We start from the raw sequence: 14,009 nt of genomic DNA, 5'->3' as shown, positions 1-14,009 counted from the left end.
TAAATATTAAAATACCTTCGCAATATTTGCTTCATTCTCACCTGCAAGAATGGTATATTCTTTGGTCAACAGATTAGCTTCAAGCTTCGCCACACTGTTTTCATTTTTCCAAGTGATGTTCAGCTCATTCTCACTACCTTGTACAATCTTGATCTCACCATTAAAAGCTGGACAGCTATTTCTGAATTTCAACAATGCGAACAGCTTTTGAACAACAGGACGTTGTACCTCAGCAGCAATTTCATCTTTAGAATAATAATGGCGGTTAATATTGCGTCCTTCTTTTGTGCTTTCGAGCAGCTCAATATCATTCTCGCCAGCGAATAGACCAACATAATAAATCTGTGGAATACCAGGGGCGAAGCACTGAATAGCTCTGGCCAAAAGATACGCCTGATCATCATTGCCAAGTGCAGAATAATAAGTGCAGTTAATTTGATAAATATCCAGATTATTATAAGCGGCGGAGCTATATTTTTTCTTAACATTTGCTCCTTGACTATATAGGCTTTCTCTGGTCATTTCAGCTTCTCCGTCGGTCATCAGATCCTTAACATCCACTACGCCAATGCCGTCATGTGTATCCAGGGTAGTGAATTGTTTTCTCGGACAGATTTCCAGCCAATGCGCAAGCCGATTTACTTTTCCACTATATAGAGCATGTAATACCAACATTGGCAGGGCGAAATCATAGACATAATAATCCTTGTCTGCAATCTTCAATTGAATGCTGTAATGCTCATGGATTTCCGGAAGAACAGTTACGCCATAAGGCTCCACTACTTCTTTAGACAAATTCAACATTTCCCAAATATCCGGTTCTACGAAAAAACAGTTGGTACCCATCTTTTTGTTGGCATAGGCAAAAGCGTCCAGCCGGATAATCGATGCTCCTTTATCAGCAAGGAAGGTCAGATTGTCTTTCACGAATTTCTTCGTGGTTTCGGTAGTCACGTCCAGATCGATCTGCTGCTCATCAAACGTACACCAAACCTTTTCTTTCGTCCCATCTTTAAAAGTAACCTCTACGTATGGCGCCCGCGGTTTACGTTTATAAATTAAATCCACATCAACCTCAGTTGGTTCACCGTTAGGCCAGAAATCCTTGTAACGAATAAATAAATCCTTGTATTGCGATGCATCCTTCTTCTCAAGGAAATCTTGAAAGTATGGAGACTGCTGTGAAATGTGATTGATCATGAAATCATACATCATGTAGAACTTCTCGCTCATCTCTTCGATTTCCGCCCAGTCGCCAAAAGCCGAATCAACCTTGGTATAATCCATCGGGGCAAATCCCCGGTCGCCCGAAGAGGGGTAAAACGGCAATAAATGAACCCCACCCACGACTCCTTGCAAGTGTGTATGCAGTACTTCGTTTAGTTCTTTTAAATTATTTCCCATGCTATCTGCATAAGTGATAAGCATAACTTCATTTTTAATCAGCATATTGGAGTTCTCCTTCTATTTCAATTTATACACTCTTGCTTCATAAGGTCTGAGAAATCATCAAACTAATGTAATTTATGAAAGCGTTATCCTAACAATCTTGTTCCTCCCTAGATGAAGGTTTATTCAAAACCAATTTTATAGATGCGCAAATAATATGTCAAACGTTTTCATATAATTAAATCAATAAAATATAGGTATAATGATTGATTTTTAATATTATATCCAAATATTTGTGGTAACGTATAACATATCTATTATAACTATCAGAAACTATCTATGCTTTTACAATTGTTAGTCTCGATTAGTGTCAACAATCCAAGAAAGTTGTAGAATATAGATTAGAGCATTTTATGAAACGGGGATGAGGGTATGGCAAGTATTAAAGATGTTGCCAAGGAGGCGGGCGTTGCTGTAGCTACCGTGTCCAGAGTAATGAACAACCGGGGATATATCAGCAAAGAGACGCGTAAAAAAGTTGAAAAAGCGATGGACGCCTTAGATTATCATCCTAATCAAATCGCCAGAGCCTTACAGAAGAATCAATCCTTTTTTATTGGGATTATTGTTCCAGATTCGAACCACCCTTTCTTTTCCGATCTCATCAAGTATGTTGAAATGAGTGCTAATGAAAAAAACTATAAATTGCTAATATGCAATTCTCTTGACGATCCTGAGAAGGAAGCCAACTATATTAGCATGCTTCGCCAGAATCAAGTAGATGGCATTATCATGTGCAGCCACACCATGAATATTGAAAGCTATAAAAAGGTCCCTTTCCCTATTGTCTCTTTTGACCGTTTTATTTCCTCCAATATCCCTTGTGTGGGATCGGATAATTACCGCGGTGGTGAGCTAGCTACCGAACATTTGATACAGCTGGGCTGTAAACGGTTGCTACATATCTCCGGCCCGCTAGATCTGGATATTCTAGCGAATCGTCGTCGGGATGCTTTTGTCATCACAAGTATGAAACATGGTGTAACTTACGATATTATCGAAGGCGCGCACAACAAGCTTACCTTTGATTATTTTTGGTCCTTTGTCACCGAAAATATCTCTCCGGCCCAACTTCGAGAATATGATGGAGTATTTTGCAGTAATGATATTGTGGCTTATGCTTTATACATTTATGCTGAACAGCAAGGCATTCGAGTGCCCGAGCAACTGAAAATCATCGGTTATGATTACCACAGCTTTACCCGCATGCTTCAGAGTCCTAAATTGACTACCATTATGCAACCTAGTGATCGGATCGGGGTCATGCTGACCAATACTCTCCTGCAAATGATCGAAAGTGCTGACGGAGAGCTAATCAACAACACTACTGTAGACGTAACTCTCATTAAAGGAGAGACTACTTAACGTATCTATTAAAAAGGTAGACTACCGTAATTAGCGGTGGCCTGCCTTTTTTGTATTGCTTCATTAATAACGACTTTCAGGAATAACGGCTTTTAGGGCGATTTTTGTAACAACTTCCGCTTCTCAGAATATGCTGATTGGGCAGGTTCCCATTTTTCAAAGGAATGAACAGGAGAAGTTCAAGGAGGAGATATAGAAATATGCCTGATTACAGACCATTTAAAGGCGATGCTATCCTAAACAAGCATGGAAGGATCAGCAGTCCTATTAGAAAGAGGGAGTGTAACGCACTATTAAAAATAGTCACTGATCTCTCTGCAGTGGTACCCCCCGTACTTACGAATCCCACAACACTTCATATTGCCAATCTACAAAGAGTGTTAAGAGAATTATTGGAATTCTTGCATACCTCTAAGTTATGCAGTCCTTTTAGAACTGAGCTACTTTCTGTAGTAGAGATAACCATTGTATCGACCGAAGTCAGTCCCTTCTCTGTCGTAAGCGTGGGCACCAATCTTCAACTGTTGTTAGCTGAGTTATTATCTTTTATTCTCGCCACGAAGATTGACTCTAATTGTAAAGATCAGTTGATTATTCAGATCAGACATATTCAAGCTTCTATTACACAAGCAATCGGATTGCCTATTAAAGGTGCGACTGGACCTCAAGGGCCACAGGGACCTCAGGGTCCGCAAGGAGCGCAAGGGGTTCCGGGCGCAAAGGGAACCACAGGGGTAGGGCTGCAAGGAATTGTTGCTTTTAATCCTGCACTAAGCCCTACTTATCCAGCAGGTCAAGTAGTAACCTTTAATGGCAGTACCTATATTGCTATTGTTGCTGGACCAACGGGAACACCTGGAAGTTCACCAGACTATTTATTAATTGCTGGTGGCTCCACAGGCCCCCAAGGACCGCAAGGACCACAAGGCCCTCAAGGCCCTCAAGGAACGCCTGGACTTCAAGGACCTCAGGGTCCGCAAGGGGTAGGGCTGCAAGGAATTGTAATCTTTAATCCTGCACAAAGTCCTACTTATCCAGCAGGTCAAGTAGTAACCTTCAATGGCAGCACCTATATTGCTACTGTTTCTGGACCTACTGGAATACCTGGCAGTTCACCAGATTACTTGTTAATCGCTGGTGGTGCGATGGGACCTCAAGGACCACAGGGTGTGCAAGGGATTCAAGGACCAACAGGTGCGCAAGGACCAGCGGGTCCAGGCGTAGGAGCAACTGGAGCGACGGGCTCGACTGGTGCTGCCGGCTTGGCGGGCCCTGCTGGTACAACGGGCGCGACGGGCGACCCGGGCGCGGTCGGCGTTGCCGGAGCTACGGGGGCAACGGGCGTGACGGGTGATCCGGGGGCGGTCGGCGTTGCCGGAGCTACGGGGGCAACGGGCGTGACGGGTGATCCGGGGGCGGTCGGCGTTGCCGGAGCTACGGGTGCCACAGGGGCGACGGGTGATCCGGGGGCGGTCGGCGTTGCCGGAGCTACGGGTGCCACCGGTGATCCCGGCGCGGTCGGAGCTACTGGCATTACCGGAGTCACTGGTGCAACCGGTAACGGTGCAATTATTCCACTGGCATCCGGAGGACCTATTATTATGACCACGGTTTTAGGTGGTTTGGTTGGAACAACAAGCCTTGTAGGCTTCGGAAGTTCAGCCACAGGTATTTCGCTTGTTGGCGGTAATATTGATTTGACAGGTACTCTCCTTGGACCGCTTATCAATTTTGCATTCTCAACTCCTCGAGCAGGAGTAATAACTTCCATTGCCGCTTACTTCAGTAATACCATAGCTTTATCGCTGCTTGGTACTACGATAAATGTAACAGCGCAATTGTACCAATCTGCCACACCAAATAACACATTTACTCCTATTCCAGGCGCAACAGTCCCACTTCCACCTATCACCGGTACTATTAATCTTGGAACTTTTGTCAGCGGAATTACGAATGGTATCAATTTTACTGTAACACCACAGACACGTTTGCTTATGGTATTCTCAGCCACCGCTACAGGTCTTACCCTTGTAAATACAGTCACTGGTTATGCAAGTGCTGGCTTTACGATTGTATAATCACTAAAAAAAGTTAAAAAAAGCATCTGCGATTCCTTTTGAAGGAGGTGGCAGATGCTTTTTTGTAATATGCGGATTCAACTCTTGATCTTTCGGACTCAGATGCCGCTATTCGTTAATTTATCACTGTTTAGAGAGATTATCGGACCTGAGAGGCGCTATTGGGCAGAAATGGTGCTCAGTAGTGTCTATTTTGTACTAATAACGCCTATGGAGTCCTATAGCAACTCAAAAATAGGAAAATATTGCAAATAAGAGCGCCTGAGTCCGATAGCTACTCCGTTCACTGGGAACCATAGTCCATTCACTGAGATTCATAGCCCGTTTAGTGAGATTCGTACTCCGTTCACTGAGAGCCATAGCCCGTTTAGTGAGATTCGTACTCCGTTTACTGGGAGCCATAGTCCATTCACTGGGAGTCATAGTCCGTTCACTGGGAACCATAGTCCATTTAGTGAGATTCGTATAGTCCGTTCACTAGGATTCACACTTTGTCACTGTTTGCAAAAACGAACCTCACAACTAATACGATTTCAGCTTATAACAAATACACCTTCAGCTTATCGATGACCTCATCGATTTCCGCTGTAGTCGTATATCGTCCCACACTAAAACGAACCGCCCCCCGTCCAATGTTCTCCGACACATGCATAGCCTTTAAAACAGGCGAAATCAACGTTTCACCGGAATGGCACGCCGAGCCAGTTGAAGCAGCCACAGCTTCCAGGGAATCGATAATTTCATGACCCACTGCTCCAAGAAAACTAACGTTAAGGGTGTTAGGCAAGCGCTTGTGTTTATGACCATTCAAATGAATTTTTTCGCCAAAAGACTCCTGCAGTCTTCCATAGAAATACTCCGTAACTTGCTTAACTCTTTCTCTAGAATCAGAGTCAGCAGCAAGCTCGCAGGCTTTTCCTAAGCCAATGATGTAAGGTGTATTTTCTGTCCCCGCTCTTCGCCCCTGTTCATGGCCCGCACCGTGTATCAAAGGCTCAATGTGAATGCCGTCCCGAATGTACAATGCTCCAATGCCTTTGGGCGCATATAATTTATGGCCTGCAAGCGTTAGAAAATCCACTCCTAAATCCGCTACATCGAGGTCTACTTTTCCCGCAGACTGTGAAGCATCTGTATGAATAAGAACACCCCGTTCGTGGCAGACCTCAGCTATTTCCTTGATCGGCTGGATCGTGCCCGTTTCGTTATTAGAGTGCATGATGGAGACCAGAATGGTTTGGTCCGTAAGCTGCTTTTTCACATCCTCAACCTGCACCATTCCATACGAGTCAACAGGTACATAAGTGAGGGTGTAGCCCATCTGCTCCAGAAACTGACAAGGTTTAATTACCGCCGGATGCTCGATAGCAGACAGGATAATGTGATTACCTTTATGGCGATACGTTTGGGCTACTCCTTTAATGACAGTATTATTAGACTCACTACCCCCACTGGTAAAAAGCACCTCACCCGGCGCACAATTCAGGAAATCAGCCACCTGTGTTCTTGCCTGCTCTATTCCGAGTTTAGCTTCACGCCCCAAAGAATGACTGCTTGAGGGATTCCCAAAATGACCGTAAAGATAAGGGATCATAACCTCTGCTACTTCCTTATCTACTGGTGTTGTAGCGTTGTAATCTAAATAGATCATATTAGTAAAGCCCCCTTTAACCATAACGCGAAACTTATACTTCCTGACGTTTTAAAAAAGAACGCACAGCAGTCTCAGCTTCATCCAGATTATTCACTTTAAAAGTAACTCTCTCAATGCCTTCATACTGAGTAGACGTATAATCGTATCTAGGGTCGTAGTAATACTCTAACAGCAGCGCCACAGCTTCGCCGAACAAATCCGCCTGCAAGCATCGTTCGATTTCTGCTGCAACAGGGATATGAATTCGGGATTTAATACTCCGAAATGCAGAAATACACTGCTCCTTGTACTCTTCTGGCCGATAATCCTCAAGGATTTGCTGCACTCTGGCTTGCAAAGGCATCTCAATCCAGATCTGTGTTCCGATCTCTTTTTGCTCGGCCATAAACGGGGGCATCACTACCTTACCAATCTTTTTGCTCTCCGCTTCAAATAGTACATAAGGAGAATCCCCGATCTTAATTAACTCCTCTAAAAGAAGACTATCGAACGTTTTTTGATTGTTCGCACGAAGACCAATCTCACCAAAAATAGAACCACGGTGACCTGCCATCCCTTCCAAATCCAGAACAGGATACCCCTGTGTCTTCAGGCGGTGTAACAGATTGGTTTTACCTGTGCCTGTATTTCCGTGAATCACATAAGACTTAGTCTTACATTCATAGGACTCCAATTCGTCGAGCACCCATTTACGATAAGCCTTATAGCCGCCTATCAGCCGGTAAGCATGAATATCCATTAAAGAGAGTACGGTCGCAGTTGTACGGCTGCGCATACCTCCCCTCCAGCAGAATACAGCTTTGTCTCCTTGAATCGCTGCAAATTCTTTGACAAAAGAAGGCAGTTTTGCCGCAGCAATCTCCAAACCACGTTCTTTCGCGGCCTGCACACTTGTCTGTTTATACAACGTCCCTACTTCAGCCCGTTCCTGATCATCAAAAAAGGGAATATTCAAACTATCCGGCAGCGTTGCATCTTTATATTCAGAAGGAGATCTAACATCAATAATGGTGATCTGCTTCTTGTTTTTTAACACTCTAAGTTCTTCCAGTGTAATGTCCTGAAACAATATGCTCTCTCCTCTGGTGGCTAACCTTCATAATTTGCTCTAAGCTGATATACAACAGTTATTCCACAGCAGCTATAACCGTAATCTGACCCGGATGCTCTTCCGTTACCTCTCCGATCAATGCCGCTTCTACCCCTGCATCTACTAACTCTTTTAGCAAATCTTCGCTTTGTTCAGGGGCCACAGAGATCAGCAATCCGCCAGAAGTCACAGCGTCACATAGAATATAGCGGCTTAGTTGGTCCATCTCTTCCGGATAAAGAATGCTGCCTTCCAGATGGGCAAAGTTATTCTTAGTGCCTCCTGGAACAAATCCCTGTTCCGCAAGCTCTCTTACTCTTGGCAGCATCGGTACATCGCCTTGACGAATGATCAGGCCCGTGCCGCTCCCTTTAGCCATTTCCGAGGCATGTCCCAGTAGCCCAAATCCGGTAACATCTGTACAAGCATGTACATCATAAGGCTCCATGATTTCAGCCGCTTTTTTATTCAAAGTAGACATTACTGTCGTAAGGCGTGTGGTTTCTTCAGGAGATAGCTGATCCTTTTTAATGGAAGTTGTTAAGATCCCCACACCGATAGGCTTCGTTAGAATCAGCTTGTCTCCCACCTTGGCGCTCGCATTCGTTCTTACTTTGTCAGGATGCACAAGGCCCGTAACGGCCAATCCGAATTTGGGCTCTTTATCGTCGATGGAATGTCCGCCCACAAGAGTAGCTCCTGCTTCCTGTACTTTATCCGCTGCACCGCGCAAAATGTCACCGAGAATACTTTTATCTAAAACAGAAATAGGGAAGGCCACAATATTAAGCACCGTAAGCGGCTTTCCACCCATCGCATAAATATCACTTAATGCATTGGCTGCTGCAATTTGACCAAATGAATAGGGATCATCCACGATCGGCGTGAAAAAATCAACAGTTTGCACTAACGCTAATTCATCACTTAAACGGTACACCCCTGCATCATCACTAGTGTCCAGACCTACAAGTAGATCCGGGTTAGGAACAGTTGGTGGCAGACTGCGAATAACCTGCATGAGATCAGCGGGACCGATTTTGCAGCCGCAGCCCCCTTTTGAAGATAATGAAGTCAGTTTTATAGTTTCAGCTTGAGACATCATGACTCAGCTCCTTTAGTATGAATTATCTTAATCTTACACGAGTAGATCGCATTGTACAAAATGCAAGAGTAGCAGATGTGCTGCTTGTTACGCCTTCCTCTATACACTTACCATCACTACTTAGGTCTACCGTTCTTTCCCACGTCGGGTGAGCTATATTTGATGCTGTGGTAGGGTGGGACATTAAGTGGCGTTCTAGGTACAATATGCTTGTAAATGTTCAACATCCATCGGTTAGTAAAATAACCAAAGGCTGGCTCATTCGTAGATTTCACTACGGATAAGCCAGCCTTTAGTTGGATGTCCATTATATTAGGGAAATCCTCCCTAATGTTCATCGATAATCGCTTTAAAATGAGGTTTTTAGGGAATTCCTCCCTAAAAATTCATGCAAATACCCATTTATGGCTAAAAACATCCTATTATTAGGGAGGATTTCCCTAATCTACGTTCTAGGAGCCATAATCTCCTTCATTTTAGGGAGAATTCCCCTAAAGTTCTTCCCAGAAAGACGTCCCATAGCCAGCTCATTCCGCCCTGGCTATGGGACGCCTATTTTCTCACTTAAACGCTCGCTTGTGAAGGTCTCCCTATAGATCAGCTAATCTGCTGAGTACCCTGCTGCTTCTCTAAGAAACGCTGAAGAATCGCATTGAATTGCTCCGGCTGGCACAGATTACTTGGATCTAATGCGTTCGGAATAATCGCCAACTGCGCCTGCGGCAGCTGAGACACCATTTCCTTCATACAATTCACTCCAAATTCATTAAAGTCCCCTACAATACATAAAGCGGGACGTTTAAAAGCCTTTAAACATCTGGTGTAATCAACATGGCTCGTAGCCAGCCTTTGCCGATATAACTCCCGGGGGCGTTTGTCCAGCAGCCCTCTTCTAATCTCATTGTAGGCCAGACTCCAGCGCTCTCGGTACATCATCCGAATCGAAGGCAACACCAGCTCGCTTGGGAGATAATACATTAGTAAACTACAATATGCTGCCATAGTTTGTATTTTCCCTACTATTGTTGATCCGTGAGTCCTACAAAAGCTATCCGCGACCACAATTGCTTTTACACGCTCAGGATATTGTTTGGCAATATGCTGAACGACTAAGCCACCATAGGCGATTCCTACAAAAACTGCTTCACGGATACCTAGGTCATTCAACAGCATAATCAGATCCAGACATTGCGTCTCAATAATCTCATGTGGGGCCTCCAGCAGTTTACCAGACTTGCCATTCCCCCGTAAATCGCACAAAATCACTTTATATTTATCGGAAAAATACTCCAGCTGTGGTTTGAACATACTGTGTGTTAATCCATGTCCATGGATAAACACAACCGGAGTGCCAGTTCCATTGATTTCATAATAGAGCGAAGTTCCGTTCAGTTTAGCGATAGGCAAAGGTAACACCTCTTTCATAATAAATTCTACGACTATATCTGCTTAAAAACGCAGCAAAAAACCACAGAGGGATTCTCTGTGGCTATTCATCACTAAACACGCCATTCATCCTCTCTCCATACGCTTACGAGGTTAGCTGTCGGATTCGGGCAGTGAGAGTTGCCCTACCTGCAGGGATGCATATTATGCACCCGGAACAGGATTCACCCCATAACCAGTGCCGACTCTCACATCGGCTGCCAGTTGTTGGTTCCCCCGCTTTCCAGAAACGGAAATTAAGCGGATTGCTTATGTAATTGTAAATTTAAGATAATTCTCAGTTCTGAGATGAATCATACTCTTGTAAGGTTTTCTTGTAAAGGAGGGCTCTGGTCAAAATAATGTTGAAAGCAATGCTTTTCATTTCATATTAAGCATACTCTTCATTTTCTCTTTCTTTTGCTCTTGTTTACTCGTTTTCTTTAGAAAAACAGCTCTGAAGCAAGCGAAAAAGGGGGTGATTCACCAGTACTTTCCTATTTAATAAGAAACGACAATCTTCAATACCAATATTGGGCCAGTTTCTGTACCTTGGGGTGTTCGTCGTTTCTATGTCCCCGATCCGTTTGGCAAGCTTGTTAATATTATTTCACATGAACAGCACGAATGATTTCATAAAAAAGAAAAAAGCTAAGCAGAATCAGAGATCTCCCCCTGTCCACTTAGCTTCCTTTTACAATACTATGGCTACAAAAGATCGGCGTTTTTCAATGCATGCTCCCAGCTTGGAAAAAAGAACAGCGCACTTCTCATAAGCTCTGGGTCGCTTTGCTTTACTTGTTTTTTACTGATTGAGCTTCCGTCGCTTTGCAGCTTTTTGATCCGACTTAATACTTCATCAGCCTCCAAAGGAATTTCCATTGAAACACTCCTTTCTCAGTGACCTGTTTCCCTTCATTTTCTCCATAATATGTTTATTTATTCCGTACTCTTAATTTCCCCAGATTAAACCATCTGATAGATGGGTTGTTCAGCAATGAACCGGGTAGGAAGCATGGGATATTTGTCTGCTAAGATTTCAGCTAAATATTTCATCCCCGGCGCTTCACTCTCCGCATGACCTAACATGATGAGCGCTTTAGATCTGCCTTGGTGCCCTGCATCCCGCACATATTCCGGAGTCTCCCACTCTGGTCCCTCTCCAGCGATAATTAAATCAAGATTGTGATCATTAAAAAGCGGAATAGCCATCATCCCGCCTCCTCTGTAACCTACTAATATCCCTACGCGTTTGCAGGACAGAGACAGGTCACCAGCAGCGCGTACATAAGAGATGCCTAGATTACTTTTAATATACTGAGCAGCTTCCATTACAGTCATAGCAGGAATAGTGAGAATCGTAGCAGCCGCTTGCTGCTCTTCCACATAGTCTGACCAATCCAGCTCTCGCAGCAAGCCCATCATAATCCCATCCGGCTCTTGCCGATGCCAATAATCATGATAACGAAAAATAGCTATTGGGGAATGTTCGATCAGACTTTTTTTCGCATGATAAACCGGATCACCTTCTAACCACTCGCTCGCTGCATGATGGCTATAAAATACACCTTCATGCGTGATCAGCAAATTGGCTCCTAACGCTATAGCTTGCTCCACAATATTTTGTGTGGCAGAGAAGGCCGTAATAATCCCTGTGACTTCAGTTTCCGGTTCCCCTGGGTTCAGAATATCCACAGTCCCTTCTACCTGTTCCACAGTTCCCATTAAATCTTTCAAAATCGCTCTAATCGTGAGACTCACTATCATCATCCCTCGAATCGAAATCTAATAAATCTTTCTGCCTTTAAGATCCTCAATTCCGCTCTTACGATAAAAATACGTATTGATCCGATCTCTCCATTCCTGCGCATGCTCTGCTTGCTCTTCAAGACGTTGCTTCACTTGCACATACAATCCACTATCCATGCTGCCTTCAAGTGATTTCCATGTTGCTAGAAGCTGTGCAGCCTGCTCTGCCCCCTCGAAATGAGTATCGTAGATATGTTGTATAACCGTTTGCCCCGATTGCAGAACATGCGTGTATGGAACATGATGGAAGAACAGCAGCAGCTCTTCTGGACAAGACGCTAGATTCTCATAATTTGATGCATTAAGACCCATATACTGTCCGCTATACCCCGTTCCCGATTTGACTGAACGATCCACACCAATGCCCTTATGATCCGCATAATGGTACGTTCCCCACTTGGCGTATTCATATCCATCCACATTCGGCCCATAATGATGATCCGGATTAACCATCCAGCCCACACCTAATGGAGCTGTGTAAGATTCGTAAATCCTCCATGAGTCCATTAACATCCCGCGAATAGCAGCCACTAGACCTTCATCAGTGCCAAAGGTAAGGCTAATCCATTCCTCAGCTATTTCTTTTGCCGTCAGCTCCGGATTCCAAATTAATCTCCCATATCCATACAGATTGGCTTGAGCTAACCCATGCCCCGTCCAGTTCATGTCATCCCCAACATTTGTTACAGCAGCCACACCATTATATTTATTTCCCCACACCGATCCGTCCACAATATGTTTCACAAGCGTAGTTTGCCCTTTGGCATAAGTATTGAAATCAAGGACTTCTTTCCACTGTGGAACGAGATAACAGAGATGCCGCTGCTGCCCCGTATATTCTTGAGCAATCTGAAACTCCATCAGATGATTGGTATGTTCCAGTGCGCCAAACAACGGAGATACCGGTTCTCTGACTTGAAAATCCATCGGTCCATTCTTGATTTGCAGCACTACATTATCATTAAAACGGCCATCCAATGGTTTGAAATGATCATACGCTGCTCTGGCCCGATCGGTCTTACGGTCACGCCAATCCTGCTTGCAGTTATATACGAAACAACGCCAAATCACGATTCCGCCAAACGGCTCCAGTGCTTCTCCCAGCATATTAGCGCCATCGGCATGGTCACGCCCGTAAGTGAATGGCCCTGGTCGATTTTCTGAATCTGCTTTGACCACAAACCCGCCAAAATCAGGGATCACTCGATAAACCTCACCAGCCTTATCTTTCCACCATTGCCGCACCGCTGGGTCCAGTGGATCAGCTGTCTCCAATGCTCCGATCTGTATCGGGCTGGCGAAGTTAGCACTGAGGAATAGCTTAATTCCGTATACGCGGAATATTCCTGCAATTAACGCGATATCAGGCAAATATTGCTCCGTTATAAATAGAGATTCAAGCTCATGAACATTCACATTGTTAATCGAAATCGCGTTGATCCCCACAGAGGACATCAATCTGGCATAATCACGCAGCCGCTTTGTATCGTTAAGAAATTGATTGGACTCGTAAAAAAAGGACCGTCCAGCATAGCCACGTTCAATACTGCCATCAAAATTATCCCAGTGATTAATCATTCGCAGGCCGTTCACCGGATTCATAGACAAATTCAGAGCGTCTATCTCGCTTTCTGTTCCTATCAGCCGTAACAGATGGAATACGCCATACAATATTCCAACAGGCGTTGAAGCACCGACAGCGATACATTGCTCAGTAGCATTTGTACGTATAAGGAAACCTTCAGGACCCAGTGAATCGGTTCGTTCTCCTGCGAATACTCTACTAATTAATGGATTCCCCCCTTGGAAGGTTCCTATAACGATACACGGTCCTTCAGGTTTCGCTGTGAGCAGTGGCGCTTTGCCCAGCATAGAGGTCATCCCCTGTATGAATTCCGCGGCTGCCGCCTGAATCGTCTCGTTGTCCTCCGTTACTACCAACTCAACACACCAATCTATATATTGATTGTATAGAGATCCTGATTTCAGCTGGTCATAGTTGAGCCAAGCCTCATAAGCGGTATTTGTCATGTTTAT

The 14,009-nt window shown here is 44.4% G+C and carries 11 protein-coding genes, 1 pseudogene and 1 riboswitch; of the genes and pseudogenes, 3 read left to right on the top strand and 9 right to left on the bottom strand.

What is annotated here, in order from left to right; all coding sequences use genetic code 11:
- Window positions 1-6 precede the first annotated feature (6 nt).
- The gene (gene gtfA / locus MHH63_RS01935) at window positions 7-1,449 is read right to left on the bottom strand and encodes a sucrose phosphorylase (protein WP_341171164.1); all 1,443 of its coding nucleotides are present in this window, start codon (window positions 1,447-1,449) and stop codon (window positions 7-9) included.
- A 372-nt stretch (window positions 1,450-1,821) separates the two neighbouring features.
- On the opposite strand from gtfA, the gene MHH63_RS01930 reads away from it, so the two are divergent.
- Both MHH63_RS01930 and MHH63_RS01925 read left to right on the top strand, forming a co-directional pair.
- Window positions 1,822-2,814, top strand: a complete 993-nt coding sequence (locus MHH63_RS01930) for a LacI family DNA-binding transcriptional regulator (RefSeq protein WP_076128039.1) — start codon at window positions 1,822-1,824, stop codon at window positions 2,812-2,814.
- A gap of 200 nt (window positions 2,815-3,014) precedes the next feature.
- Window positions 3,015-4,892 (top strand): exosporium glycoprotein BclB-related protein, encoded by a 1,878-nt coding sequence (locus MHH63_RS01925; protein ID WP_341171163.1) that lies wholly within the window; start codon window positions 3,015-3,017, stop codon window positions 4,890-4,892.
- A 538-nt stretch (window positions 4,893-5,430) separates the two neighbouring features.
- Here MHH63_RS01925 and MHH63_RS01920 read toward each other — a convergent pair.
- From MHH63_RS01920 to MHH63_RS01900, 5 genes are all read right to left on the bottom strand, one after another.
- Complete coding sequence (locus MHH63_RS01920; RefSeq protein WP_341171162.1) at window positions 5,431-6,543, bottom strand: cysteine desulfurase family protein; 1,113 nt, start codon at window positions 6,541-6,543, stop codon at window positions 5,431-5,433.
- Between the two features lie 34 nt (window positions 6,544-6,577).
- A complete protein-coding gene (gene mnmH, locus MHH63_RS01915; RefSeq protein ID WP_341171161.1) occupies window positions 6,578-7,615 on the bottom strand; it encodes a tRNA 2-selenouridine(34) synthase MnmH in 1,038 nt (345 codons plus the stop codon).
- Between the two features lie 58 nt (window positions 7,616-7,673).
- On the bottom strand, window positions 7,674-8,735 hold the full coding sequence (gene selD, locus MHH63_RS01910) for a selenide, water dikinase SelD (RefSeq protein WP_341144366.1): 1,062 nt from the start codon (window positions 8,733-8,735) through the stop codon (window positions 7,674-7,676).
- Between the two features lie 119 nt (window positions 8,736-8,854).
- Entirely contained in the window at window positions 8,855-9,076 is a 222-nt protein-coding gene (locus tag MHH63_RS01905; RefSeq protein ID WP_341171160.1) for a hypothetical protein, read from the bottom strand.
- A gap of 259 nt (window positions 9,077-9,335) precedes the next feature.
- Window positions 9,336-10,163, bottom strand: a complete 828-nt coding sequence (locus MHH63_RS01900; protein ID WP_081386419.1) for an alpha/beta fold hydrolase — start codon at window positions 10,161-10,163, stop codon at window positions 9,336-9,338.
- A gap of 87 nt (window positions 10,164-10,250) precedes the next feature.
- Window positions 10,251-10,437: riboswitch (cyclic di-AMP (ydaO/yuaA leader) on the bottom strand.
- Between the two features lie 246 nt (window positions 10,438-10,683).
- Between MHH63_RS01900 and MHH63_RS01895 the strand changes: the two are divergent.
- A pseudogene (locus tag MHH63_RS01895) lies at window positions 10,684-10,794 on the top strand (glyoxalase); the annotation flags it as partial.
- Window positions 10,795-10,871: 77 nt separating this feature from the next.
- Here the strand turns inward: MHH63_RS01895 and MHH63_RS01890 are convergent.
- The 3 genes from MHH63_RS01890 to MHH63_RS01880 all read right to left on the bottom strand — a co-directional run bounded on the left by MHH63_RS01890 (window position 10,872) and on the right by MHH63_RS01880 (window position 14,003).
- Complete coding sequence (locus MHH63_RS01890) at window positions 10,872-11,045, bottom strand: hypothetical protein (protein ID WP_169744809.1); 174 nt, start codon at window positions 11,043-11,045, stop codon at window positions 10,872-10,874.
- 84 nt (window positions 11,046-11,129) lie between these two features.
- The gene (locus MHH63_RS01885) at window positions 11,130-11,924 is read right to left on the bottom strand and encodes a Nif3-like dinuclear metal center hexameric protein (RefSeq protein WP_445321749.1); all 795 of its coding nucleotides are present in this window, start codon (window positions 11,922-11,924) and stop codon (window positions 11,130-11,132) included.
- A 24-nt stretch (window positions 11,925-11,948) separates the two neighbouring features.
- Complete coding sequence (locus tag MHH63_RS01880) at window positions 11,949-14,003, bottom strand: alpha-glucuronidase family glycosyl hydrolase (RefSeq protein ID WP_341171159.1); 2,055 nt, start codon at window positions 14,001-14,003, stop codon at window positions 11,949-11,951.
- Window positions 14,004-14,009 lie beyond the last annotated feature (6 nt).

The sequence above is a fragment of the Paenibacillus sp. FSL H3-0310 genome, from assembly GCF_038002785.1.
Taxonomy (GTDB): domain Bacteria; phylum Bacillota; class Bacilli; order Paenibacillales; family Paenibacillaceae; genus Paenibacillus_AQ; species Paenibacillus_AQ odorifer.
This window is presented reverse-complemented; position numbering and strand designations above follow the sequence as displayed.

Excerpts from the sequence above, each read along its gene's own strand:
- gtfA (WP_341171164.1), bottom strand. The coding sequence starts at position 1,449 with ATGCTGATTAAAAATGAAGTTATGCTTATCACTTATGCAGATAGCATG.
- MHH63_RS01930 (WP_076128039.1), top strand. The coding sequence starts at position 1,822 with ATGGCAAGTATTAAAGATGTTGCCAAGGAGGCGGGCGTTGCTGTAGCT.
- MHH63_RS01925 (WP_341171163.1), top strand. The coding sequence starts at position 3,015 with ATGCCTGATTACAGACCATTTAAAGGCGATGCTATCCTAAACAAGCAT.
- MHH63_RS01920 (WP_341171162.1), bottom strand. The coding sequence starts at position 6,543 with ATGATCTATTTAGATTACAACGCTACAACACCAGTAGATAAGGAAGTA.
- selD (WP_341144366.1), bottom strand. The coding sequence starts at position 8,735 with ATGTCTCAAGCTGAAACTATAAAACTGACTTCATTATCTTCAAAAGGG.
- MHH63_RS01905 (WP_341171160.1), bottom strand. The coding sequence starts at position 9,076 with ATGAACATTAGGGAGGATTTCCCTAATATAATGGACATCCAACTAAAG.
- MHH63_RS01900 (WP_081386419.1), bottom strand. The coding sequence starts at position 10,163 with ATGAAAGAGGTGTTACCTTTGCCTATCGCTAAACTGAACGGAACTTCG.
- MHH63_RS01890 (WP_169744809.1), bottom strand. The coding sequence starts at position 11,045 with ATGGAAATTCCTTTGGAGGCTGATGAAGTATTAAGTCGGATCAAAAAG.
- MHH63_RS01880 (WP_341171159.1), bottom strand. The coding sequence starts at position 14,003 with ATGACAAATACCGCTTATGAGGCTTGGCTCAACTATGACCAGCTGAAA.